This window comes from Rhodanobacter sp. FW104-R8, from assembly GCF_001617365.1.
GTDB lineage: Bacteria > Pseudomonadota > Gammaproteobacteria > Xanthomonadales > Rhodanobacteraceae > Rhodanobacter.
In genome coordinates this window covers 47,836-72,964 of sequence record NZ_LVJR01000011.1, presented here as the reverse complement: position 1 = coordinate 72,964, position 25,129 = coordinate 47,836, and the positions used below count along the sequence as shown (strand labels likewise).

Here is a 25,129-nt window from a genome sequence, read left to right as displayed (position 1 = left end):
CGCTTGGACATGACACTCCTTTTTGACCATGATCGGTCTTCTTAGAAGTGTCCGCGTTAACGGGGTAGAACCCGGTCGCAATCATCGGCAACAAGGGCAGCGGCAAGAGCGCAATGGCCGACATCGCCGCCCTGGCCGGTGACACCAAGAACTTCAAAAGCTTCTCGTTCCTCAAGGACACGCGCTTTCGCAACCCGAGGAACAAGCTCGCGCAGCACTTTCTCGGCGCGCTCGGCTGGCACGACGGAACCGAGTCCGAGCGCCCGCTAGACCAAGACCCGTCCGAGACCAGTGTGGAGCGGGTGAAGTATTTGCCCCAGAGCTACCTCGAGACGCTGTGCAACGAGCTGGGCGACGGCGGCTCGGCGACGTTCGACACCGAGCTGCGCAAGATCATCTACACGCACGTCCCGGAAGAGGCCCGCCTGGGCTACACCTCCATGGACGAGCTGCTCGACTTCAAGGTCGCCGAGATCGACGGCGCGCGCGAGCAAGTCATCAGGGAAATCTCAAAAGCCAATGCCGAGATCTTGCAGGCCGAGCGCCGGCTCACGCCGGAGTTCAAGCAGTCGCTGCAAGAGCAGCTTGACGCCAAGGTCGCCGAATACAACGCTCTGGTGGCCTCGAAGCCCGCTCAGGTGGAAGACCCCACGGTGTCCGATGCCGCGCAGGAAGAATCGAAGGCGGCCACCGAGAAGATTCAGGCGCTCGAGGATGAACTTAAAAAGCTTCGCGAAGAGGAGAAGCTGCTGCGCGACAAGAAGGCTACCGACGCCAAGCGTCAAGCCGTCCTGAGTCGGATCGCCCAGGCTATCGCCAACCACAAGAAGACACACGATCAATTCGTGGATGAGTTGGCTCGCATGCTGGCCGAAGCTGGCGCGGATTTGAAAGTCGCCGAGCTGGTCGAGTTGAAGATCGACACTTCGACGATCGACACGCTGGCCAAGGCCGCAAGAGAATCGATTGCTGGCGTAGACGCGGCGCTCGCTAGCCAAGAGCCTATGGGCCTCTCCAAGCGGCGCGAGGTGGCCGAGGCGGCGATGGCTGAAATCAAGAGCAAACTTGGCGAGAAGCAGCGCTTATTCATCATCTTCAAGGACCAGGTCGCCAAGTGGGAGCGAGCCAAGGAGGAGCTTGTCGGCAACAAGCACAAGCCCCAGTCGATTGAATGGTTCAAGGCCGAGATCGAATCTTTGGCCGCGCTGCCCGACAAGCTAGCGGCGCTGCGCGCAAACCGGGTGGAGTTGGCCAGGGCCGTCCACGAGCAGATCGGCAAGACCGTCGAGGAATACCGCCGCCTGTATGAGCCTGTGCAGCAGTTCGTCAAGTCCGCCGCCAAGATGGACATGCACCTGCCGCTGGACTTCGACGTGCGCATCGAAGAGTCGAACTTCCAGGAACAGTTTTTCCCCCGCATCAATCGGCAGTCGCGGGGCAGCTTCTCAGGCGTGGACGAGAGCAACCAGCTCATGCGCGGGCTGCTCAAGGAGGTCAACTTCGGAGACGTGGACTCGACGCTGAAATTCCTCGAGACCATCGACGACATGCTGCACTTCGACCGACGCGAGTCCGGCGCTGGCCGCGAGACTCGGATCGTCGACCAGCTCCGCAAGGGCGGCGAACCCCAAGACATCCTCGACTACCTCTATGGCATGGGCTATCTGGCGCCGAGGTATTCGCTGACGTTTGACCATCAAGAGATCAGCCAGCTCTCTCCCGGCGAGCGTGGCCTGCTCTTGCTCGTCTTCTACCTACTCGTGGACAAGGACGACATCCCGATCATCATCGACCAGCCCGAGGAAAACCTGGACAACCAGACCATCTTCAAAGTGCTGGTCAAGTGCATCAAGGCGGCCAAACAGCGGCGCCAAGTGATCATGGTGACGCACAACCCCAACTTGGCCGTGGTCTGCGACGCAGAGCAAATCATCTGCGCGACCTGCGACAAGGCGACCAACACGTTCAATTACGTCTCTGGCGGTATCGAGTCGCCCGTGATTAAGAGCACGGTCGTTGAAATTCTTGAAGGCACGGAACCTGCCTTTAAGAATCGGAAGAGCAAGTACGGTCTTTGATGGAGATGCACTGGTACACAAGGCTTTGAAGTCACAGTCATTGGGTACGCTGAACGACTGTTCGATGTCAATTATCAGTCGCAGTTGAAGCCACCGCCTCTGACGGCTTCCGTCGTGAGTTATCGAACGTCAGCAACGGGTCGACAAGCGACCTTCTGTCGGATGGTCAATTGGCTGGCGACGGCGGTTCAGTTGTCCGGCGAGCTTGGCCGGCTGGATTGGTCGGGGTTGGTCAATGCATGGCGCTGGTCGACGGTACAGGATTCGGATCGACGCGTGGCGAGGTACAGCCCGACAAGGCCTACTGCTGTGCTGTCCATGATGTGCACTGCGTTGGCCAGTTCTGCATCGCTGCAGCTGAAGTTGCCGCACCAGTAGGCCCGCGAGAGTGGGCTATCCATGTCGATATGCTCGTCCATGGCTGCCACGTTCGCGCAGCTTGGGCGTCGCGGATATCAGCGGCTGGATCGGTGTTCTGTAGGCGCTTGCAACCGTTGGGGTCGGGTATTGCCGTACTCGGCCAAAAGAGTTGGGGAAGACGAACTGGTGTCTTCTAATGCCTCACCGCTTTCCGTGTTCGGGCACCTGGAGCAAATCGGTGATGTCCACTCCTAATACTTGAGCTAGCCGCTCTAGACCATCTATCGAGATGTTAGTGACGCAACGCTCGAGCTGAGACACGTATGTACGGTGAAACTCAGCAATCTCGGCCAACTGTTCTTGGCTCAACCCCTTAGCCTTGCGTAGGTGACGGATGTTTGCCGCCACGCGCTTGCGGGCGTTTGGTAGTGATGGAAGAGGGGACTTGGACGACATGCGTCCAGCCTGACCATCTACCGGGTTACCTTCTACAGAATATAACTCTACTGCTAATAACCTAATAGCCGCCTCGTAGTGTGCTGATGATTCGCAGCGCTGTGTTACGCGAGATGGCTGACGCCTTGGGTGCAGATAGCGCGCCGTAATCGTTACGAACCGGGCGGTCCAATACGCCTTCCCCACTGGCCCCCTAAATCTGCGCCGGTGGACTGCAGCTTTTCCTCATGACTGATGTGCTCCCTGGAGCTACTGGGGGCGCCATTTTTCTATTTCGGGGGCTGCATCAGGGAAAGGGCATCCACTCCAAAGACTTTCGCGAACGCCTCCAGGCGCTCGACGGAAATGTTGGTGACGCGGCGCTCGATCTGCGACACGTACGTGGGGTGGCACGGCACCAATTCACTGAGTTCCGCTTGCGTCAGACCCATGGCATCGCGGCGGCGACGGACGTTCACCGCGATATGACCGAGAGGGCTCGACAGGGGTGCAGGCTTGCGCTTGGGCTTGGACTGGGAGGGCATAAGCCCAGCCTGTCCGTCTACCGTCTTGAATTCTACAGATTATTACTCTACTTTGTATTACTCTACATGAACGCGGCGCCCATGGTGCTGCTCAGTAGAGGCCGTGTCCGTGAGTGGACCGGCAAACCAAGCAGGCCAACCCAGGGGAAAGCAAAGGATGAAGACACGCACGTTACGCAATGCCATTTCCATCGCCTTGCTCGTGGCCGCCACCGGCACCGGCAAGTGGGCCATGGCCCAGAACACCACGACAGATACGGCCATGCAGGGTAGGGCCCCCGTGACCAAGGCGCCGGCCAAGCTGCAACCGAAAAAATCGACCGACAAGTCCGCGGGGCCAGTGGCCACCAACCTGCAGACCGTGACCGTCACCGGCACGCGCATCCGCGGCGGCAGCACGCCATCGCCGGTCATCACGATCGGCAGCGAGCAGATCCGGCAGGAAGGTTTCACGGATCTCGGCGAAGTGATCCGCAGCGTGCCGCAGAACTTCTCGGGGGGGCAGAACCCCGGCGTTCTCAGTGGCAATCTGGCGGGTGCTGGCAACGCCAACCAGAACATGACGGGCGGATCGAGCCTGAACCTGCGTGGCTTGGGGGCGGATGCCACCTTGACGCTGCTCAACGGGCGCCGCATGGCCTATGGCGGCTTCACCCAAGCGGTGGATATCAGCGCGATACCGGTGGAGGCGGTGGAACGGATCGAGATTGTCCCCGACGGTGCCTCGGCGATCTATGGCTCCGATGCGGTGGGCGGTGTCGGCAATGTGATCCTCAAGCGGGATTTCGACGGCGTGACCGTGGGGACGCGTTTCGGCAGGGCGACCCAGGGAGGGTTGACCAGCCGCGAGTACGACATCACCGCCGGTACGACCTGGCGCAGTGGCGGGCTGATAGCGACCTACAAGGACGTCTCGGTCGACCCCATCTACAGCAGCCAGCGCGGTTACACCAAGCAACTGGTCGATCCATCGACCCTCTATCCCGGCAGCGACCTGCGCAGCGGCCTGCTCAGCGTCCACCAGTCGCTTGGGGACTTTGCCGAACTGCGCATGGATGCGTTGAGTTCCACGCGCAACCAGCTGCATTTGTATAACTCCAGCGGCAGGAACAGCCGGGTCACGCCAGACACTACGACGACCTTGATATCCCCCAGCCTCGACGTTTGGTTGCCGAACGACTGGACGCTGTCGCTCGGTGCAACGTCTGGCAAGAGCGAACACGACCAGTACCGGTTGGAGACTGTGATGGCGACCGGCGCGACGACCGTCACCGATGTCTGCTATTGCAACGACAGCCGTAGCTACGAGCTTGGCGCCGAAGGGCCGTTGTTCCAGTTGCCGGGCGGTGATGCACGCCTGGCGACCGGCATCGGCTACAGAGAGAACGAGTTCCGCAATGTCAACCACGTCACGAGAGCCGACACGATCCGGGGCAGTGAAAGCGCCAGGTTCGCGTATGCGGAACTCGATCTGCCGCTGATTGGGCCCGACCAGCAGGTCGGTGGTGTCCAGCGCCTGAGTTTGACGGCTGCGGTTCGGGGTGAGCATTACAGCACTTTCGGTGGCGTGACGACGCCCAAATTGGGCGTGCTCTATGACCCCAACCCCGACTTCACTCTGAAAGCCTCCTGGGGAAAGTCGTTTAAGGCGCCCACGCTCTTCGAGCAGAACTACGCGCAGAACGCGTATCTGCTCTTCCCGAGCAGCTTCGGCGGTGCCGGGTATCCCGCCGGTGCCACCGTGTTGGTCCTGGACGGCGGCAACAGGAACCTCCAGCCGGAGCGTGCCACCACCAGATCGGTGTCGCTGGCGTTTCATCCCGAGGCCCTGCGCGACCTGGAGGCGGAGCTGAGCTGGTTTCGCATCGACTACCGCGATCGTGTGATCCAGCCGATTGCCAATGCCAGCCAGGCTTTAAGCAACGCGATCTACGCGCCATTCGTCGACCTCTCGCCGACGCCACAGGCGCAGGCGGACGTCATCGCGGGTGCGGGAAGGTTCTACAACTTTGTCGGGGCGCCTTACGACCCGGGCAAGGTGGCGGCGATCATCTATACGCAGTACGCCAATGCGGCCCGGCAGCGTATCCGGGGCGTCGACTTGTCGGGGTCGTACCGGCTCGAGCTGGGGCAGGGGGCGTTGACACTGCGCGGTTCGGCGAACTGGCTGGACAGCACGCAGCAAACCATTACCGCCCAGCAGGCGTATGCCCTGGCGGGCACGCTCTTCAACCCGCCGAAGGCCAGTAGTCGCGTTGGCGCGGTCTGGAAGCGGGGAGGGTTCACCGCTTCGCTCTTTGCCAACTATCGGAGCGGGGTGACCAACCGGGTCGACGACGTGAAATCCGCCTCGTTCACCACGTTTGATGCGGCGCTTCGCTATGCCACCGGCAAGCGTGGCGATGCCTGGTCGGGACTGGAATTCGCCTTGTCCCTGGACAACGCATTCGATCGCGATCCGCCGTTGTACCAGGTCAGGTCGCCTCTCTATGTGGCGCCCTATGACTCGACCAACTATTCGGCGATCGGCCGCTTCCTGAGCCTCTCCGTGTCCAAGCACTGGTGATGCCTGCTGGTTGCTAGGTGCAGCCAGCGTTCCCTGACGATTGGAGAGAGGTGACTGTATCCATGTTGGAGTGCATCGTGTGGCGCCTGTTGGTTGCAGGCGCCTTGTTGGCAGCCTCTGCGTCCGTTTGCCACGCGGACGTCGTCTCGCCCCGTCGGCTCCTGGAGGTTGCCGATATCGATCGTCCGACGGTGTCGCCGGACGGTCGCAGCGTGGCGTTCCGGGTCGAGCAGGCGTCGGTGGAGCGAAATACCTACGACACCGTCTGGTACGTGCAGGGCCTGGGCGACGCATTGCCCAGGCGCGTCGCAGATGGCGGCGTTCCGCTGCGCGACTCGGCGGGCGGGTCGTTGCCTCCCAAAGTGGTGTGGTCCACTGACAATCGCTGGATCTACTACCGCGCCCTGGTCGACGGAAAGATCGATGTGTGGCGCGCGGCGGCCGACGGCTCGGGCGCGGAACCTTTGACGCATGACGCGGCGGACGTGCGCGATTTCGCCTTGGACGAGGGCGGGCGTGTTCTCAGGTACAGCGTCGGTGCGACCCGCGAGGGGGTCCGGTCGGCGGAGCAGGCGGAGTACGACCAAGGCATCCACATCGACGATACCGTGCCGATCGGCCAGGGACTGTTCCGCTCCGGCAACGTCGCGGGTCGCATGGCGACACAGCGCTTCGGCAAGGTCTGGTTCGACCGCGCCCCGCTACTGGCCGACGTGCCGGACCGTTGGACGGAGCTCGAACTCGCCATAGGGGCGAGACGGACGCTTGCAGGTTCGGAGGTGCTTTCCGTGCCATTGCCGGCCACGGCCTTGATAGGCGTCGATGGCGATCCCTGGAAGTCCGTTCGCGACCCGCATGACGGCAGGGTGGCCTTGCTGACGCGTATTGGCGACGGCAGTGGGCAGATGTATCGGCCCGACGTATTGCTGTCGGCGCTCCCGAGCGGACATGCACGGTGGGCCGTCGAGTGCGAGTCCGCGCTGTGCACGGACAAGGCCATCACGGGGATCCAGTGGCGCCCCGGCTACGACGAGGTGCTGTTCACCATCACCGATCCACGCCTGGGCTTGGCGCAGTCGATTCTTCGATGGAACGTCGAGACCGGGGAGGTAAGTGTGGTCGTACAGACCGGGGGATTGGTCGACGGCGGCCGTGATCCATCCTCGAACTGCGGTGTATCGGCCGAGGCGCTGGTATGCGTGACAGCGGAAGCCGATCGTCCGCCGCGACTGGAAAGGATCGATCTGGAGAGTGGGGAGCGCCACGTCCTGTTCGATCCCAATGCAGCGCTTGCACGGGACATGGCGAAGGTTGCGCCAGCGCGTCTGCTGCGATGGGTGGACAGGCAGGGACGGTGGTTCACCGGCCGGTTCTGGTCAGCGCGACGCAGCGGCGCCGGGCCGACTCCGCTGTTCATCACCTACTACAGTTGCCCGGGCTTCGTACGTGGCGGAGTAGGGGACGAGTGGCCGCTAGCCTCGCTGGCTCAGGCAGGTATCTCGGCCCTGTGTATCAACCAACCGCCCGGATACATCATGGATGCGGTCGCGCGGCACGGGCAGGGGATGGCGGCAGTCGAAAGCGCGGTCGACCTGCTGTCCTCGGAAGGAGAGATCGATTGTGCACGCGTGGGCATGGGCGGGCTGAGCTTCGGTGGTGCGGTGACGATGTGGACGGCCACCGAGTCGGACGTACTGGCGGCCGCATCGATCGCCAACCCGGTCGTGTCGCCTTCCTACTACCTGATCGGCAGCATGAAGGGCGACGCCTTCCTCAAGGGTTTGCGGGACATGTGGGGGCTGGGTTCGCCAAGCGAAACACCGGAGCGCTGGAAGGCGATCTCGCCGGCCTTCAAGCTGGACAGGATCCGTGTACCGATCCTCTTCCAGCATTCCGAACAGGAATACATGTACGCGTTGGACTACGAGATTCCACTGATCCGCGAGCATCGGGCTGACCTTTACGTGTTCCCGAACGAGCCGCACCAGAAGTTCCAGCCTCGGCACAAGCTGGCCGTGTACGACCGCAACCTCGACTGGTTCCGGTTCTGGCTGCAGGGCTACGAGGATCCGACGCCCTCGAAGAAGACACAGTACGCGCGCTGGCGACAGATGAAAGCGGGCATGGCGGTGCGCACCCCATGATTTGGGCCACACGATCTTCAGGCCTGGTGGCGGATCCAGTTCTCGACGGCGCACAGATCGAATATCCGCATGAACCTGTCGTCTCGGGTGGCCAGATCACGGTCGAAGAATCGCCGTAGGGAATCGGTGTCGAGAAGCCCTTGCCCTTCGAGCTGACCCGACAGGAGGTATTCCTGGAGCACACTCTTGTTCTGGCGGTAGGCCGCTCCGGAGTAGTTCATGAATGTCCCTTTGCTGCGGCGGTGCAGAATGTCGGGAGGCAGGACGTCCGCAAACGCGTCCCGGGCGACAGCGCGATTCCGACCTTCGGCTATCCACATCCAGCTTGGAACCTTCAGGCAGGCTTCCACGACGGGTTGGGATAGTAGCGGCATTCGCAGATGCCACTTCGCCCCGCGCGCCAGCCCATCCCTGAAGACCTGGGTGCCGGCGAGATCGAAGATGCGCTCCCTGTCTCCTGGCAGGGAGCCATCAGGTGCCGCAAACCAGGGGTGGGCCTCCAGCATGTCTTGGGCTGGTGTCGCGGCCAGGAACGATCTGTCGGCCTTGCGGGGTGGCCTCGGTGGAGCGAGCAGCTTCTTAAGTGCCAATCGACCCGCCTTCCAGACGGTGCATTGGTGAAGTTCGGCGAGGTCGGAGATCGCTGTGATACCGGCGATCATCCCGCGTTCCCGAAACGCGTCCGCGGCGGGAGCAGCGGTTCTCGTGTAGCAGAAGACCGTATCTCCACCCCCTCCGGAGAAAAAGCTGTTGACACCCAGCCGCCTGCCGATCGTCTCCTTCAGCTCATTGGATGCATGCTGAAGAAACCAGGTGCTCGGGGCGACCGCATGCGGCGGCGGGAAGTTGAAATGCACGTTCTCGAACCCAAGCGTCTCGATATGAAGCTCGGCGCGAAGTACATCTGCCATCAACATGGCATATCGCCGCTCGTCCGCACCGGGGACAGGCGTGACCAGGTTGCAGCACGCCACACGCGCATGCGCGTCCTGCAGGCAAGCAGCGACGATGGATGAGTCCAGCCCTCCCGATAGTTCCAGCAGGAGGGATTTGTCCGTCTCGGCCCAGCGATTCACCGTAGACGCCACCGCGCGTCGAACGTCAGCTTGTGCCTCACGCCGATCGCGATACCGTTGTTGTGGTGCGACGAAGTCCCACGGGGTCCACATCTCGTCGATGGTCGCCCCGTCTCCACGTATATTGAGTTGGTAACCTGGCAACAGTTCGCGTAAACCGATAAGCCCGGTGCGACCCGTTTTTAGGTACGGATAGATCAGGTTGCTGCGGATGAAATCCCAATCGATCTCCTTGGTATGCAGGCGCGCATGCGTTGCGATCGAGATGTCGGAGGCGATGAAGCCGCCACGTAACGAGTAAATGCAATCGACGCCACCGGACGGATCGCGCATGACCGTCGTCGCGTCTGGGTCGTCTTTCGGCGCATGAAGAAGCAGGTACTCGCCCCAGAGCTCGTCGATGACATGCTTTGCCAATTCGCCTCGTGACGACGCGCTGGCCAGCTTGGCACTATCGATTGGCGAGTGGCCATCGCGTGAGAAGACGTGGCCGATGAGCGCGCTTCCGGGCGACAGGCTCAGGACGGGCGTGTCATCCGAGGCATACAGCTCGATATGGCCCAAGGCCACCTTTTGTTGCAACCCGACCTCTCGGAGTGCGTGATCAATGTCGCTACCGTCATCGGTTGCGCGTGTGTGACGCCCCCGAAGCAAAGCGATGTAGCGATACATCACACGACCCGTATCGGCGTATGGGAATTGACGTTTCCCACGGTGTCGTTCAAGACAATGTCTTCCGCCTGCAACCAGCAATGTGCAGAGAAGGGATCAATTGCGACGCCGAAGACGACGTGGGCGTGGAGCTGTCGTTTGCGAAGAAACTTCGCCATTGCGACGGAATCCAGCAGGCAGCACATATCGACCGGCACATAGAGACGCGCACGTCGATATACGGCGGCGGCATCGGAGAGTCGGTGCTCGAGCAGTACTGCAGAGGGCGTGGCTTGTGCCGGTTGGGTGTGCTGATCGGCGCCAAGGCCATCGAGGACAGCCTTGAGGGTTGAGAGCTTCAACGCCACTCGCGTGCGCAGCACAATGGCAAGGACTTCCAGTAGCTCAAAAAGACAAGGTCTCCTTGTTGGAAGCGGAGCTTCCATGGCGCTGCGAATCGCAGGCTTGATGCTTCTTCGGCTGCCGATCGCCGTGTGTGGCTCGTCGACCAGTATGTTTCGTGCGATCAATCCGGTTATGTCCAGATCCGAAGTTCCGCTTCCTTCCAGGTAGCTGGCCAAGGCTCGTTCCATCGAATTCGGCAGCCGGAAGTACCGGTCGTTGTTGATATCGAGGAAGACGAAGTGTTCGCCTATCCGGCAGAACGACAGGTCGTCACGCAAGGCGTAGTGGGTCATGTCCATGCCCTGCAGAAAAGGAAGGGGCGCACCGGTCAGGTGCGCCCCTGCGCTTTAGTCCTGGGCGATGCCCAAGGCAGTGAAGCCCCCCATTTCCTCGCCGGACAGTGGGCCCCCTTGGGTGTCGGTGCTGGCAACGCCGAGCATGACGATCTCTTCGTCCGATGCATCGTTATGGAGGGTGTCTTCTCTCTTGCTGCTCATGTTCGATCTCCTGGGTGAAAGGGCGCGCCTCAGGCGCGCCCTGTGCTCACTCTTCGGAAATACCCAGGGCGTGGGTGCCGCCGATCTCCTCGCCTGCGAGCGGTCCGCCCTTGGTTTCCGTGCTGGCGACGCCGAGCACAATGACATCTTCCGGCGGGTTGGTGCGCATGTTCTCGTTCGTGTTCATCTCAGTCTCCTGCGGTCACGTCATGGCAGTCCCATGACGCGCGCAGCGTAAGAGTCGGAAATTTTGATTTTCAAATGATTATTGCGCTGTCATCCGGTGATTATTCGGGAAGCGTGACCGCCGTCCTGTAATGCCGGGCTCTGCTTCGATGCCTCTTCGGCCGACGCGGGGCAACCGTTGTAGTCGCGCAAAGCGGACCAGCGAGGTGGAATACCGGCGAGATCTAGCGGAAGTAGTCGCTGCCGTCGCTCAGCAAGGCCACGATGCACGGGACGAGTTGCTTGCGGCGCTCGTGGTAGTCGCGCAGTGCGGTTTTGAGGGATGGAATGTCGCGTGCCTGCCAATGCCGGTTCAGCTCCGAAAGCTCTTCGAAGCCGTGCTCGAGCAATCCTTGCTTGGCACGGCGTATCGGCGCCAGCCGGTCGTTGGCCTGCTTCACGGCATGGTGCAAGGATCCGTGGGCTGTCGCGCGGGCGATCGCGTCGAACAGTTGCCACGTCAGCTTGACCAGATCGTCGTCAGCGGACGCAAGCTCCAACGGCTCTGTCTTCCGCGCCGCCGGTGCTGCGCCGATATCGCATGCCATCAGCAACAGGCGTTCCATCCAGTCGTAGAGGTCGCGCATGGCGACTTCGGTGAGCAACGGGATGTGCAGTCCGCCGCGGGCATGATCGACGACCAGGGCCTCGCCGACCAGGCGATACAGCGCGAACCGGACTGGCGTAGGACTGGTCTTGAACTCGGCGGCGAGCCTGACCGGATCGATCCGCTGCCCGGGTGCGTAGCGCCCCGACCGCAGGGCGCGCCTGACCTGTCCGTACGCGAATGCACTCTTGGAGTGGATCGAATCCATAGCTGGACTCCGCCGGGAACGGGGTTCGCTTCTTCAGCCACCAGGAAGCGAACCCGTCCCCGTTTTACTTGCCGGCAGGGCCGAGGCGCGCGCCGAAGTGGCGAGCGCCCGGGCGGGTATGGCGAGCACATGGGTACGAACGGCATGGGTCATCGTGGAGTCGGGTGCTCCGTTCCTTCCGGACGGACGCAGGCTGCGGGCCGCCGTCATCGCGGTTCGCCTTGTGGTCGATCGAAACCCGCTTGCCGGGAATGGGCGCCAAAGTTCGCGCCCTGCATGCCAGGAACGAGGGGTGCGTCTTTCGCCGCGAACGTGCCTGTCCCCGGAACCCGCATCGGCCCTGCTGCAACCCAAGCCTTCATGAACCCCCTCCATAACGGCTCGCAACATCTTACGTCCAACCGGCCGGGAAAAGGGCGCGATTTCCCCCGGTGCGCCCAAACAGGGGTGCGCAGCGCACTTTCGAAGCGGTCCGGCGAAAGGTCGGCCCCGGCGAAACCGGGGCGCGGGAGCTTGAGTCCAACCGGAAGGAGCGCCGGTTCACGCAGCAGTCGTCCGGTGGCCAAGAAATCTCGCCCCGCAGCGTGGTTCCTGGGCATATGGCCTATTTTCCTATTTTGGGTATTATGGCCCCAAGAACGATGCAGGAGATCTCCATGTCCTTTGCCACGAAACGCGATGCCATCAGCGCCTTGCCGAAGACCCCGGCGTCCGATGTGAAAAAGCTCGGCTGGCGCGGCGTGATGCGCGATGTCCAGAAGAGCGGACGTGTCGTGGTGACCAATCACGATGTGCCCGAGGCGGTCATCCTGTCGGCGCGCGAGTACGAGGCGATCATCCAGGCCCTGGACAAGGCCAGGGGCAGGGACCAGGCAACGCTCGAGGCCCTGCGTGAGCGCTTCGATGAACGGCTGAAGGCGCTGAAGGCGCCGGGAGCGGCGGCCAAGTTGCTGGCCGCTGCGAGGAAGCCCGTGAAGCTCCGCGGCAAGGTCAAGGCGGGGGGCTCGTATTGAGCGAGCGCCCGGTTCTTTATGTGCTGGCCGGCGTGAACGGCGCCGGCAAGAGTTCCATTGGCGGCCAGCACCTGCTCGACGTGTCCGGGATGCCCTGGTTCAACCCGGACACGTTCGCGCGCGAGTACCGGGAAGCTGTCGGGTGCGGCCAGGAGGAGGCCAATGCCATTGCATGGAGCGAAGGCATGCGATACCTCGACGAGGCCATCGCGAACGGTACGAGCCATGCCTTCGAGACCACCCTGGGTGGCCGCACCGTTCCCGCGAAGATCGCGGCGGCGGCTGCCACGCACGACGTCGTCATCTGGTACTGCGGCCTGGCTTCGCCGGAGCTGCACATCGCGCGCGTGAAGGCTCGCGTCGCTTCGGGCGGCCACGACATTCCCGAGGGCAAGATCCGCGAACGGTACGAATCGTCCCTGGTGAACCTGATTGCGTTGCTTCCCCGCCTGTCGTCCCTGATGGTCTACGACAACAGCACGGAAGCCGAGCCGGGGGAATCGATTGCGGACCCGGTACCGGTCCTGGCCCTGCACGAAGGGAAGATCCTTTTCCCGGACACGGCCGCCGCCATCGAGGCGACGCCCGACTGGGCCAAGCCACTGGTCGAGGCAGCCTTGAGCGAACGCGGGTAGACGAGCCGTTCGTACGACGCATGAACGAAAAGGTGCCAGCCATGCCTCTGGCCACCGACGCTGGCAACCTTCGCGATCCGATGCTTCAAACCTTGCGCTCCGGAGTTCTTTGCCGGCGCACAGGGCTGCCGTGGTGGCGCGTGGGCCGCAGGCCCGGGCGCAAGGTACACACCTTTGCGTTCGTCCAGGCGCGGGGGTGAGGATGTTGGCGCGCGGGGGCGGTATTGCGGTTGGCGCCGGCTGCCCATGGCCGAGCTGATCCGGCGCCTGCGGAAGGACTAGACTGGTCTCGGCAAACGTTCCCGCCCGCAGGGCGTGGAGGGTTTCGGCATGGTGACCTGGGCGTACGCGGCACTTCTGGCATGGCTTGTTGCCATGCCTGCACCGGTCACGTCGGTTGCGCCGGTTCCCTCGATCGCGCCGGTCCCCTCGGTCACGCCGGTGACGCCGGCCGCGCCAGTGACGCCGGCCGTGTCGCCGATGCCGCGTCCGGAGCAGGTCATGGCGGTGCCGCCGGAGTTGCGTGCGCAGCTGCAGCAACAGGTCATCGATGCCGGCGGTTCTGGAAGGGCGCGACTGGAGCGGCTGGTGGGTTTCCTGTTCCAGAAGCCGGGCCTGGGCATGGAGTATTCGGCCGGCGCCACCTTGACCATCGATCAGGCCTACCGCACGCGCAAAGCCAACTGCCTGACCTTCACCCTGCTGACCGTGGTGCTGGCACGCGAGTCCGGCTTGCAGGCCTACGGGCAGGAGCTTGACGACATCGTGGCCTGGCGCGTGGGCGACGACGTCATCTACCGGTTCAACCACGTCAACACGGGAATCACCATTGGTCACTCGCGCCTCACGGTGGATGTGGCGCGGGATCTGGTGATGGCGCGCGACTCACCCAAGCCGATTTCTGACCAGCGTCTGCTGGCGCTCTACTACAGCAACCGCGCCGCCGAGCTGCTTGCCGGCGTCTCGCCCGCGGCGGCCGCTCCGTACATGGCCATGGCGTTGCAACTGGCCCCGCGCTATGCCAGCGCCTGGGCCAATGCCGGCGTGCTGCACCTGCGCCAGGGCGACCCGCGAGCGGCCGAACGCGATTACCTGAAGGCGCTGGCGCTCGACCCGGTCAACGCGGGTGCGCTTGTCAACCTGGTGGTGCTGTACCGGAGCAACGGCGACGAGGCGCGTCGCGCCATCTATGCGCGGCGTCTCGAGAAAGCCCAGGTGAAAGACCCCTACTTCCAGTTCATGCAGGCCGAGGACGATGAGAAGCGGGGCGATTACGCGGGTGCCGTGCAGCACTACCGGCAGGCCATTCGCCTTTATGACGGCGACTCGCGTTTCTACGTCGGACTGGCCCACGCTTATCAGCAGCTGGGCGAGGAGCGCCACGCGCAGCGAGCCATGGACCGTGCCGCCGCGCTCGGCCGCAGCAGCGCCGGGGGCAGAAACTAGGCCACAGGGCGCGTTTTCGGGTGGGCCAGGCGGGTCGTGGCCAAGCGGGTCGCAGCCCCTTTTCCTGGCCGTATAAGCTGCCCCGGTTTGCTCATGTCGGAACGACCACAGGCCCAACCCCGATGCTCGCACTCTCCATCGTCGCTCCGAATGGCGCCAACATCGCGGCGGGGCGCAAGACCCTCGAAATCCGTACGTGGCGCCCGCCGCGGTTGCCGTTGCGGGATCTGCTGATCGTCGAGAACCGTATCTTCCTCACCGGGGAGGATGAAACGGACCCCGACGGCATCGCGGTCGCCGTGGTGGATGTCGAGGAAGTGCATGCCTGGCAGCCATCGGAGTTGCAGGCGGCTTGTGCCAGCCGATGGACTCCGGACATGTGGGCCTGGCATGTCACCCATGTGCGGCCGATCGGCGGCGCCTTTCGCATCGCTGCCCGGCGCAAGCTTTACGAGGTGCGGGCCAGTGATGCATTGCTCGAGCGCCTGGGCCGACCAGGGCCAGCTCAAGGGTGATTGGCCGATCGAAAAGCGAGGTGCCTCTGCGAGGAGCACGCCACCATAGGTTTCGCCGGCATCACACCGCGAAAAGGGCGGGGCGTCAGGCCCCGGCCGGGCGCCGGCGACGAGGAACCGCCGACGGGTCGGGGGAGTTGATTGGAGACCCGTTCTCCGCCCCGCCTTTGGCCCGGACGTATACTGTTTTCGCTGCTCCACGGCCGCGCTACGCGCCCGTTCCGGCCGCCCTGTCCTGCTCCGGGAGAGCCGTCATGAAATCTTCCTCGCTGCTGCGCCTGCTGTGCCTTGCCTGCCTTGCCCTCGCTTCCGTCATCGCGCGGGCCGCGACGCCGCCGGACAACGTGAGCGTGCGCTACAAGGACCCGCAGCACTTCACCGAGGCGAAGCGCAGCCTCGGGGTACACCTGGTCGACGCCGACGCTTACCTGGAACCGCTCAAGGCCTATATCGTCCAGCGCGCCTCGCGCATCCTGGCGCCGGGCCAGCGGCTGGACATCGAGGTGACCGACGTGGTCCGTGCCGGCGCATACGAGCCCTGGCGCGGCCCCAACTTCAACGACGTGCGCATCGTCAAGGACATTTATCCGCCGCGCATCGACCTCAACTTCACCTTGCATGGCGCCGACGGCAAGGTGCTGCGCCAGGGCCAGCGCAAGCTGCGCAACGCGGCCTTTCTCAGCAGCGGCTCTCCTGTCGACCAGGATTCGTTGCGCTACGAGAAGTCCCTGATCGACCTCTGGCTTCGCCGGGGCGCCGGGAATCTTTGACGCCCGCCCGGCGCGCTCCTCCCGGGAATCGCCCCGTCCAGGGAGACCGGAATCACAAGTCCGAGCGAACCTTGGCCTGCAAGTCGACTCTGACCCCCGTTTTGCTGCACTCTTCACCGACTTGTCATGCGCAAGCCAGGGGGCTCCGTGATCGCGAGGTTGTCGCAAGTGCACTGCAGCGTGGCCGGCGGGGTTTGCGTGCATCATGGATGAGCGCAAGGGCGTTCCCGGCTGGGTGGCCGTTGCATCCGTCGCATTGATGACCCTGCTCGCACTGGCTGCCCTTCATGCGCCGCGCCGCGCGCATTTCGCGGTGGCGACCGAAGTCACCCTGACGCCGCTTTCGCCGACCGCCGCGGTCAAGCTGTGGTTGAGCACGGCCGATCGCCGGCTGCGCCTGGTGCGGCAGCCCGACATCGAGGCGGCCGCCGGCGAGTCGCCGCCCGCCGACGTGGTCGTCGACATCGGCAGGAAATACCAGTCCATCGTCGGCTTCGGGGCGGCGCTGACCGACTCGTCGGCGTGGCTGATCCGGAACCGGCTGAACGAGCAGCAGCGCAGTGCGTTGCTGCGCGAGCTGTTCGGCCCGCCGCCCGGCCTCGGCCTGGGCATGCTGCGCCTGACCATCGGCGCCTCGGATTTCTCGCTGCAGCCGTACACCATGGACGACCTGCCCGCCGGCCAGGTCGATCCCGAGCTGCAGCATTTCAACGTCGCCTCCAATTTGCACGACGTCATCCCGGTCGTGCGCGAGGTGATGTCCATCAACCCCCAGCTGCGCATCATCGCCTCGCCGTGGAGCGCGCCGGCGTGGATGAAGGACAGCGAAAACCTGATCGGCGGGGCGTTGCTGCCGCAGTTCGAAAGCACGTACGCGGACTATCTCGCCAAGTACGTCGACACCTACCGCGGCTACGGTATCCCCATCTTCGCGCTGACCGTGCAAAACGAACCGGGCTTCATACCGCAGACCTACCCGGGCATGGATTTTCCGGCCGCCACGCGGGCGCGCATCATCGCGCGGTATCTCGGCCCGGCGCTGGCGGGGCGCAAGCCCAGAACGCTCATCCTCGGCTGGGACCACAACTGGGACGAGCCGGAGCAACCCCTGGGCGTGCTGGCCGACCCCGATGTCGCGCGCTATGTCGATGGCATTGCCTGGCACTGCTACAGCGGCAGCCCGTATGCGCAGGGCCAGGTGCATCGTGCGTTTCCGAAGAAGGATGCCTACATCACCGAGTGTTCCGGCGGCGACTGGGAGTCCAGCAAGAACGGCGAGCTGCTGTGGTTTACCCGCGACCTGCTGCTCGTTGGGCTCAGGCAGTGGGCGCGCGGCGTCGTGTACTGGAACCTGGCGCTCGACGAGCAGCACGGGCCGCATTTCGGCGGCTGCGATGCCTGCAAGGGCGTGGTGACGATCGACTCGCGCACGGGCGAGGTGGAGCGCAACGACGAGTACTACGCGTTCGCGCACTTCAGCCGGTTCGTCCTGCCCGGCGCCGTCCGCGTGGGCTCCAACGCCACCGACAAGGGCATCGACAATGTGGCGTTCCAGAACGCCGCGGGCGGATCGGTGGTCCTGGTGGTGGTCAACAGCAATGCGGAGACGCGCCGCGTCTCCGTGAAGCAGGGCCGGACCCGTTTCGACTGCGCGTTGCCGCCGCAGAGCGTCGCGACCTTCGAATGGAACCCGGACCGGGCAGGCGGCGCCGCGGAAGCGACGGGCCCATCGCCGGTCGATCCGCTGCCGGCCGGAAAGCCGCCCGGCACCGCGGCCGCCGGCGGGACCGGCGGCGAACGCAAGGTGGCCGAGTGATGCCGTGTTCCGACAGGCGCCTTTTCTGCATCGACGGAGTCGCATGATGTACCCAGCTTCCGGTTTGCTTCGAAGCGTGGCCGCCGCGGCGATGCTGCTTGCGGGCATCGTCCCGCTGCCGCTTTGCGCACAGGCGGCGCCCGCCGCGCGGGGGCCGAAGGTCGTGGTGATCAGCCTGGACGCCTTCGCCGCGGCCAGCCTGCACGAGCCGCAGCTGCCCGCGCCGACGCTGCATGCGCTGATGCAGCGCGGCGTCCATGCGGTTTCCATGCGGCCGATCAACCCCACCGTCACCTGGCCGAACCACACCGCCATGGTCACCGGCGTCGACGCGAGCCGCCACCACGTGCTGGTCAACGGGCTCATCGTCAACCAGCGCACCGCCACGCCGCCCCGGATCGACATGGGGGCGCCGAAGTCCCGGCTGGTCGCCGCCGCCACCGTCTACGACGCCGCGCACCGGGCGGGCCTCACCACGGCGCAGGTGGACTGGGTCGCCATCGAAGGCGCGTCGAGCATCGACTGGCAGTTCGCCGAACACCCCGATCCCGACGGCGCCATCGAGCAGAGCCTCGTGCGGCAGGGCGTCGTCACCCGCGGCCAGCTCGCGCATTTCGGCGAACCGTCCCAGGCGTGGCGCGATCGCATCTACACCCGCGCGGCGGTCGACATCATCCGGCGGCATCACCCCGACCTGCTGTTGCTGCACCTGCTAGCGCTGGACAACATCGAGCACGAGACGGGCTTCGGCAACGACTCGGGGCGCAACACCATCGGCTTTCTCGATGACCGCGTGAAGGAGGTCGTCGACGCGGTGCGCGACGCCGGCGACCTCGACCGCACCGCCTTCATCATCGTCTCCGACCACGGCCAGCAGAACGTCCGCCGGCTGGTGCACCCCAACGTCCTGCTCAGGGAGGCCGGCCTGCAGGCGGCCTCCGCGGCGCAGCCCAGCTTCTGCCTGCCGGACGACGGTTTCGCCCTGGTCTTCCAGCAGCGCGCCACGGAAGCCTCGACCGAAAAGCTGAAATCGCTGTTCGCGGGCAAGCCCGGCATCCGCGCGGCGCTGACTCCCGCCGAAGCGGCGCAGCAAGGCTGGCCGGTGCCGGCGCAGAGTGACCAGGCGCCCGATCTGCTGCTCTACGCGGCGGACGGCTACGCTTTCAAGGAGGGCGACACGGGAGACTTCGTGACGCCGACCCGGGAAATCGGCGCCCACGGCTACCCCAACTCGAACCCCCTCATGCAGGGCATCTTCATCGCCGCGGGCGCCGGCATTCGGGCCAGGGGCGAAATCCCGGCCTTTCCCAACCTCGACGTTGCGCCGACGATCGCGCAGCTCCTGCACATTTCCCTCGGCACGGTCCAGGGCAAGCCGCTGGCGGAGATCCTGGAATCGCCGCCAGCGGCTTCGGCGCCGGCGCGGGCGGCGTCCGCGGCGGGCCGCTGAGCCGAAGGCCGGGCCACGCGCTCGGCAAGGGGCGTCTGCAGATGGCGAGCGGACCATCGCGATCGGGTCGCCGCCGCGGCCGTCGCCGTTCCGGTCCGGTGCTAGAGTGCTTCGCTTCCCCGCCACAGCGAAGCGAGCCACGCGATGACGACCCAGGCCTTCTACCCCATCGGCATACCCGGACGTCCCTGGGGCGAAGCGGAGGTGGCGGCCTGGCGCTCGCGGCAGAGCATCAAGCGCAGCTACGCGGCGGACGTGCTGGGTGTGATCGAGACGCTGCGCGCACGCTTCGACGTGTCGGAGTACGGCCGGCTGGAGTATGCCTCCGGCAGCTATCCGCTGTTCGCGATCGAGAGCCGCGGCTGGCGCGACGAACTCCCCATCGCGCTGGTGACCGGCGGCGTGCACGGCTACGAAACCAGCGGCGTGCACGGAGCGCTGCAATTCGTCGACCGGCATGCGGCGGACTATGCGGGGCGGATCAACCTGCTGGTGGCGCCCTGCGTCAGCCCGTGGGGCTACGAGCGCATCCACCGCTGGAACCCGGACGCGATCGACCCGAACCGCTCGTTCCGCGACGACAGCCCGGCGCAGGAATCGGCGGCGCTGATGCGGCTGGTCGCGCCGTTGTGCGATCGCGTGCTGGTGCACATCGACCTGCACGAGACCACCGACAGCGACGAGAGCGAGTTCCGCCCGGCGCTGGCCGCGCGCGACGGCAAGCCGTACGCGCCGGGCACGGTCCCGGACGGCTTCTACCTGTGCGCGGACAGCGCGCGGCCGGAGCCCGCCTTCCAGCAGGCGGTGATCGCGGCGGTGGCGAAGGTCACCCACATCGCGCCGGCCGATCCCGACGGCACCATCATCGGCTCGCCGGTGGTGGCGCATGGCGTGATCGAGTACGCCTGCCGCCAGCTGGGCCTGTGCGCCGGCATCACCGACGCGCACTACCGCACCACCACCGAGGTCTACCCCGACAGCCCGCGGGCGACGCCGGAACAGTGCAACGCCGCGCAGGCGACGGCGATCTGCGCGGCGATCGATTTCGCGCTGGCGCACGGCGGCCATTGACCGGCGTGCCGGCCGTTTTGCCGTGCCGGCGGCTTTCGACTTGGCGCAGCGCCGGTTTGCCGGGAGTCGGCGGCGGCATGGCCGAAGACCGCCGGGCGATGCCTGATCGAATCAGTGGTTGATCCTTTCCAGGGCCATGCCCTTCGTCGTCGGCCCGAACAGGCCGATGACGGCGATGCCGGTGACCATGGCGATGGCAATGAACACGGCTACCGCGAGTACGCCGCCCTCATTCAGGAAATAACCGATGGCGAGGCCCGCAAAGGCGGCGGCGATCCGGCTCCACGAGTACACGAAGCCGATGGCGCGGGCCCGGATGCGGGTGGGATAGAGCTCCGCCTGATAGCTGTGGTACGCGTACGACATCACGTTGGCGGCAAGGGTGAACAGTACGCCGAGGGCGATCAGGGCGGGCGGATCGCTGACCTGCGAGAAAGCCAGCATCGCCAGTCCCATGACCACCAGCCCGAGGATGATCTGCAGCTTGCGCTCGATGCGGTCGGCGAACAGCGTGCCCAGCAGCGGCCCGAAGGGATTGGCGATCGCGATGATGAACGAGTATTCGAGGCTGTGCGTCAGGGTGATTCCGCGGGCGATCAGCAAGGTCGGCACCCATGCCGCGAAACCGTAGAAACCGACCACCTGTGCCATGTTGAATACCGAAAGCATCAGCGTGCGCTTTCGATAGGTCGCCGAGAATATCTCCAGGAATCTTCCGCGGCCTTTCTCTTCGGTCGACTCCTGCCGGGGCGCCGGCAGGTCCTGGCCGGTTTCCGCGCGGACCTTCCTTTCGATCATCGCGACTACCGCTTCCGCTTCGTCGACACGCCCTTTCAGGGCAAGCCAGCGCGGGCTCTCCGGTATCTTTCGGACAAGCAGCCACACGACCCCGGCGCCGATCGAGCCGATCAGCACGACCCAGCGCCAGCCGTCGAGAGCGAGCGGGCTGAGCGGCACCAGCAGCCACGCCAGCAGGGCGACGATGGGAACCACGCAGAAGGTGATGAACTGGTTGATGGAAAAAGCCCGGCCACGCTCGGGGCCCGGAATCAGCTCGGAGATGTAGGTGTCGATGGTGATCAGCTGCACGGCGAAGCCGATGCCGGCGATGAAGCGCCAGATGTTCAGCATCTCCCCGGTTTGCTGGAACGCCATGATCGCGGTGCAGGCGACGTACCAGATCAGCGACCAGGTGAATACCGGCCGCCGGCCGAAGCGGTCCGGCAGGTGGCCCAGCAGCACCACGCCGAACCACAGGCCGGCGAACGTGCTGAAGACGAACGTGCCGAATCCCGCGACCTTGATGCTGTCGAGCGCGGCTAAGAACCCCAGCGATTGCGGAGTGAACAGGCCCGACTTGATCATTCCCGGCGCCACGTAGCCGGTGAAAAACAGGTCGTAGAACTCGAAGACGCCGCCCAGCGAAATCAGTATGACGATGGTCCAGACCGTACGCGACGGTGGCAGTCGGTCGAGGCGGGCGGCGATTCTGGCTGATTCGATTTCGGACACGGGGGTTGCCTGTCGGTAGTGTGGATCGTCCCCGGCGGGGCCGGGCGACGCTGTGGACGTGCCGCAGCGGCGAGGATCGCGCAGGACCGGCTGGCCATGGCGAGAATCACCGGAGCGGGCGATGGATCGCATCAGAACTTGATCGACGCCATGGCATAGACCAGTCGCCCGATCGGCGAATAGGTGGACACGTCGGCGTTGTTGTCGGTGAACGCCTGCGGCGCGCGTGGCGGCATGCGGTCGAACAGGTTGTTGATGCCCGCGCCGACCGACCAGCCCTTGACCAGGCCGGATGCTTCCAGGTCCCTGGCGTAACCCACGCGGAGGTCCCACGTGGTGTAGCTGCTCACGCCCAGCGGCTTCAAGGTCTTGCTGGTGGCATAGACCAGCCCGCCCGGGCCGATATCGGTGACTGCGGACATGTAGGTATTGCCGAGGTTCGCGTCCCAGTTGCCGTACTGCCAGTCGAGGGTGGTGTAGAAGCTGTACTTCGGGATCGTTCCCTGCACGCCGGTGCCGCCGTTGGTGGCGAAGCCGGCGTAGTTGTAGAACGCCTGCCCCGGCAGGGCCTGGAACTGGTACTTGAAGAACATTGCGCCGTTGGTGGCCAGCGTGAACGTGCCCAGGTTGGCGGTGGTGAAGTAGTACTGCGCCGTGAGGTTGGCCGAGCGCACGTGCAGGCCGCCCAGGTTGGTGAAGCGGTCGATCGCGTAGAGGTTGTTCGGATCGCCGCCCGAGCGCAGGTAGTTGCCCACCTGGCCCGGCGCAGTGAACGCGGTGGCGCCGGGCAGTCCGGGGAAATTGCCCAGCGCGAGGTTGCCCGAGAACGGCGACGCCGCACCGAGCTGGTCCACACTCTGCAGGATATTGGTGAAGCCGATGCCGCCGGGGTAACCGCGCTGGTCCACCGACGAATAGTCCAGCGTGACGGTGAGGCCCTTGAGCGCGGCCGGGTTGAAGGTGACGCCCAGTGAGCGGGTAACCGCCTTGCTCGGCTTCAGGTTGGGGTTGTTGCCGTCCTCGCCGTTGAATTGCAGTCCCGGCAGGCCGAACACCGACCGGATCACGCCGCTGCCGATCTGCCGCGTATCGGTGGGGCCGAACATCGCATACAGCGTCGGTGCAGTGAACGAACGTGAAAACGATCCGCGCACGGTGAACTGGGAGTCGAACGGCTCCCAGCGGAAGCCGATCTTGGGCACCAGCGAGTGGCCGGCGTCGCTGTATCTCTCGGCGCGCACCGCGCCCACCAGATCGAACGCATGCGCACCCGGCAGGGTCCACGACGCGCTGGTGATCGGCACGCGGAATTCGGCATAGGCACTGTCGATGGTGCGGCTCTTCGAGAACGGATCGGCGCCGATGCCGCCGATCCAGTTGTGGTTGGTCGGGCCGGTATTGGTGCCGTTGGGATCGGTGTGCGCGGAGAGCGCTTCCCTGCGCGTGCCCGCGCCTGCGGCAAATCCGATCGCGCCGGCGGGCAACTCGAACAGCTTGCCGACCAGTTTGGCGTCGACCGAGTTCAGCGTGCTCTTCGCGTCGATCACCTCGGTGCCGTAGAGGTTGCCGAGCATCGCCGGCGTGATGCCGCCCGCCAGCGCGAAGGGATCCAGCGCCGGCTGGATCACGAACGGGCCGGCGCCGGAAAACCCAGTCGCCACGCGGCTGTAGCTGCCGCCGGCGAGGGGATTGCCCTGCGCGTCGTAGCCGCCGGCGATCGCGCGCGAAAGATTGGGTGCATAGATCACGTTGCGCTGTTGCTGCTCGAGCTTGTCCTCGCTGTGCACGCCCGATACCTCCCAGCTCCAGCCGCCGCCGATGTCGCCACGCAGTCCGCCGGTCACGCGCTTGGCCACGGAGTCGTTGAAGTACTGCTTGGGCCGCGGCTGATAGGCGAAGATGACCTGCTTGAACGGGCCGGCCAGCGGGTTGTGCGGCGCGCCCGCCGGTACCGTCACGGTGGAGGAGATCGGCAGGAACTGGGTGAAGCTGCGGGTATGCGAGTAGATGGCGTCGCCGAACGCGCTGAGCCGATCGTCGTCGATCAGGTCGGCGGTCGCGTTGACGGTGAATGCATCCTGCTTCTGCCTCAGCAGCAGGGTCTGGAACCGCGACAGGTCGTAGCCGGACGCCACCCCGGCCGGCGTGGTCGCCACGTAGGTACCGTTGTTGATGAGGTCGTTGACCGCGGTCGCCGTTGCCTGCGTGCCGGTCGGATTGCGCATGCCGGGCGAATCCACCCCTGGTGCCAGGAGGGCGCCGGGGAACAGGCCGTTGGCGCCGACCGCGCCGGGCACGTTGGACAGGTGCCCGGTGAACGGGCTGCTGAAACTGCGCGCGTTCTGGCGCAGCGGATCGCTCTTCGAGGTGCTCGCCGTGGCCGTGACGCTGATGCCGTGCCCGGACGTGCCGGCCACCACATAGGCGGAACGCTCGCCGTAATGTCCCTTGGCCGAGCCGTAGCGCGCGCCCACCTGCACGCCCTGGTAGTCCGATTTCAGGATGATGTTGACGACGCCACCGATGGCGTCCGAGCCGTAGATGGCCGAGGCGCCGTCGGTGAGCACCTCGATGTGGTCGATCGCCGCCACCGGTATCTCGTTGGCGTCGACGAAGCTCTTGCCGCCGATGCCGTTGATGCCGCTGGTCGCCACGCGGCGGCCGTTGACCAGCACCAGCGTGTCCAGGTTGCGCAGCTGGATCTGCGAGCCGCCGGCGGTGTTCTGGTTGGTGTTGTTGGCGTTGCTGTTGCCCGCATTGCCGCGGCCGGCGAACGACGGCACCACCTTGCGCAGCAGGTCGAGCACGTTGGTATTGACGCCGCTGGCCTTGATCGCGTCGCTGTCGATGGACGTTACCGGCACCACCGCCTGATCCGGTGTGGTGGGAATATTCGACCCGGTCACCGTAACCACATCCAGGGTGGTCACTTTCTTGGCCTGGCCGGGATTGCCGGTGTCAGCGCCGGTGGCGGCCGCCGCCGTGGCGTGGCCGGCCAGGCCGACGCTCAGGAACAGCGCGCCGAACAGCGCATTGCGTGGATGGTTCTGCATGGTATCTCCCCAGGTATCACGTCAGGTTCCGGGCAATCCGCGCGACGGGCC

Annotated in this window: 20 protein-coding genes and 1 pseudogene; 11 read left to right on the top strand and 10 right to left on the bottom strand. The window is 64.9% G+C overall.

All coding sequences use genetic code 11. The annotated features are described in order from the left end of the window. Window positions 1-74 precede the first annotated feature (74 nt). Window positions 75-2,078 (top strand): annotated as a pseudogene (locus tag RHOFW104R8_RS02755) (TrlF family AAA-like ATPase); the annotation flags it as partial. 188 nt (window positions 2,079-2,266) lie between these two features. Here RHOFW104R8_RS02755 and RHOFW104R8_RS17245 read toward each other — a convergent pair. The 3 genes from RHOFW104R8_RS17245 to RHOFW104R8_RS16845 all read right to left on the bottom strand — a co-directional run bounded on the left by RHOFW104R8_RS17245 (window position 2,267) and on the right by RHOFW104R8_RS16845 (window position 3,418). Beyond that, window positions 2,267-2,497: a DUF3606 domain-containing protein gene (locus RHOFW104R8_RS17245; RefSeq protein ID WP_153021763.1), complete on the bottom strand. Its 231-nt coding sequence runs from the start codon at window positions 2,495-2,497 to the stop codon at window positions 2,267-2,269. 142 nt (window positions 2,498-2,639) lie between these two features. Continuing rightward, a complete protein-coding gene (locus tag RHOFW104R8_RS16850) occupies window positions 2,640-2,894 on the bottom strand; it encodes a helix-turn-helix domain-containing protein (protein ID WP_082823498.1) in 255 nt (84 codons plus the stop codon). Window positions 2,895-3,163: 269 nt separating this feature from the next. Next, the gene (locus RHOFW104R8_RS16845; RefSeq protein ID WP_068098607.1) at window positions 3,164-3,418 is read right to left on the bottom strand and encodes a helix-turn-helix domain-containing protein; all 255 of its coding nucleotides are present in this window, start codon (window positions 3,416-3,418) and stop codon (window positions 3,164-3,166) included. A gap of 157 nt (window positions 3,419-3,575) precedes the next feature. Between RHOFW104R8_RS16845 and RHOFW104R8_RS02750 the strand changes: the two genes are divergently transcribed. Continuing rightward, a complete protein-coding gene (locus RHOFW104R8_RS02750; protein WP_068097075.1) occupies window positions 3,576-5,984 on the top strand; it encodes a TonB-dependent siderophore receptor in 2,409 nt (802 codons plus the stop codon). A gap of 62 nt (window positions 5,985-6,046) precedes the next feature. After that, a complete protein-coding gene (locus RHOFW104R8_RS02745; protein ID WP_082823497.1) occupies window positions 6,047-8,128 on the top strand; it encodes an Atxe2 family lasso peptide isopeptidase in 2,082 nt (693 codons plus the stop codon). 17 nt (window positions 8,129-8,145) lie between these two features. Here the strand turns inward: RHOFW104R8_RS02745 and RHOFW104R8_RS02740 are convergent, their stop codons facing one another. From RHOFW104R8_RS02740 to RHOFW104R8_RS02730, 5 genes are all read right to left on the bottom strand, one after another. Next, the gene (locus tag RHOFW104R8_RS02740; protein WP_068097078.1) at window positions 8,146-9,876 is read right to left on the bottom strand and encodes a lasso peptide isopeptide bond-forming cyclase; all 1,731 of its coding nucleotides are present in this window, start codon (window positions 9,874-9,876) and stop codon (window positions 8,146-8,148) included. Continuing rightward, window positions 9,876-10,553 carry a lasso peptide biosynthesis B2 protein gene (locus RHOFW104R8_RS02735; protein ID WP_068097223.1) on the bottom strand — a complete coding sequence of 226 codons (678 nt, stop codon included), beginning with the start codon at window positions 10,551-10,553 and terminating at the stop codon, window positions 9,876-9,878. Before RHOFW104R8_RS02735 ends, RHOFW104R8_RS02740 begins: the two co-directional genes overlap by 1 nt. Before the next feature lie 54 nt (window positions 10,554-10,607). Then, window positions 10,608-10,757: a benenodin family lasso peptide gene (locus tag RHOFW104R8_RS17240; protein ID WP_153021764.1), complete on the bottom strand. Its 150-nt coding sequence runs from the start codon at window positions 10,755-10,757 to the stop codon at window positions 10,608-10,610. Between the two features lie 46 nt (window positions 10,758-10,803). Continuing rightward, window positions 10,804-10,944, bottom strand: coding sequence for a benenodin family lasso peptide (locus tag RHOFW104R8_RS17235; RefSeq protein WP_153021765.1), 141 nt, complete (start codon window positions 10,942-10,944; stop codon window positions 10,804-10,806). A gap of 223 nt (window positions 10,945-11,167) precedes the next feature. Then, on the bottom strand, window positions 11,168-11,797 hold the full coding sequence (locus RHOFW104R8_RS02730; protein ID WP_201028705.1) for a GntR family transcriptional regulator: 630 nt from the start codon (window positions 11,795-11,797) through the stop codon (window positions 11,168-11,170). Window positions 11,798-12,453: 656 nt separating this feature from the next. On the opposite strand from RHOFW104R8_RS02730, the gene RHOFW104R8_RS02725 reads away from it, so the two are divergent. From RHOFW104R8_RS02725 to RHOFW104R8_RS02690, 8 genes are all read left to right on the top strand, one after another. Then, on the top strand, window positions 12,454-12,810 hold the full coding sequence (locus RHOFW104R8_RS02725) for a type II toxin-antitoxin system prevent-host-death family antitoxin (protein ID WP_161487737.1): 357 nt from the start codon (window positions 12,454-12,456) through the stop codon (window positions 12,808-12,810). Further along, a complete protein-coding gene (locus RHOFW104R8_RS02720) occupies window positions 12,807-13,445 on the top strand; it encodes a zeta toxin family protein (protein WP_068097084.1) in 639 nt (212 codons plus the stop codon). The genes RHOFW104R8_RS02725 and RHOFW104R8_RS02720 overlap by 4 nt, the downstream gene beginning before the upstream one ends. 330 nt (window positions 13,446-13,775) lie before the next feature. Beyond that, window positions 13,776-14,891, top strand: a complete 1,116-nt coding sequence (locus RHOFW104R8_RS02715; RefSeq protein WP_068097228.1) for a tetratricopeptide repeat protein — start codon at window positions 13,776-13,778, stop codon at window positions 14,889-14,891. Window positions 14,892-15,013: 122 nt separating this feature from the next. Beyond that, on the top strand, window positions 15,014-15,406 hold the full coding sequence (locus RHOFW104R8_RS02710; protein ID WP_068097087.1) for an ASCH domain-containing protein: 393 nt from the start codon (window positions 15,014-15,016) through the stop codon (window positions 15,404-15,406). 254 nt (window positions 15,407-15,660) lie between these two features. Next, a complete protein-coding gene (locus RHOFW104R8_RS02705; RefSeq protein WP_068097090.1) occupies window positions 15,661-16,176 on the top strand; it encodes a DUF3016 domain-containing protein in 516 nt (171 codons plus the stop codon). 205 nt (window positions 16,177-16,381) lie between these two features. Then, complete coding sequence (locus RHOFW104R8_RS02700) at window positions 16,382-17,992, top strand: glycoside hydrolase family 30 beta sandwich domain-containing protein (protein ID WP_068097093.1); 1,611 nt, start codon at window positions 16,382-16,384, stop codon at window positions 17,990-17,992. Between the two features lie 43 nt (window positions 17,993-18,035). After that, a complete protein-coding gene (locus RHOFW104R8_RS02695) occupies window positions 18,036-19,442 on the top strand; it encodes an alkaline phosphatase family protein (RefSeq protein WP_201028706.1) in 1,407 nt (468 codons plus the stop codon). Between the two features lie 144 nt (window positions 19,443-19,586). Next, complete coding sequence (locus RHOFW104R8_RS02690) at window positions 19,587-20,513, top strand: M14 family metallocarboxypeptidase (RefSeq protein WP_068097096.1); 927 nt, start codon at window positions 19,587-19,589, stop codon at window positions 20,511-20,513. A 111-nt stretch (window positions 20,514-20,624) separates the two neighbouring features. Here the strand turns inward: RHOFW104R8_RS02690 and RHOFW104R8_RS02685 are convergent, their stop codons facing one another. Together RHOFW104R8_RS02685 and RHOFW104R8_RS02680 are read right to left on the bottom strand one after the other, a co-directional pair. Further along, a complete protein-coding gene (locus RHOFW104R8_RS02685) occupies window positions 20,625-22,025 on the bottom strand; it encodes an MFS transporter (RefSeq protein ID WP_068097098.1) in 1,401 nt (466 codons plus the stop codon). A 131-nt stretch (window positions 22,026-22,156) separates the two neighbouring features. Next, window positions 22,157-25,078 carry a TonB-dependent receptor domain-containing protein gene (locus tag RHOFW104R8_RS02680; protein WP_068097101.1) on the bottom strand — a complete coding sequence of 974 codons (2,922 nt, stop codon included), beginning with the start codon at window positions 25,076-25,078 and terminating at the stop codon, window positions 22,157-22,159. Window positions 25,079-25,129 lie beyond the last annotated feature (51 nt).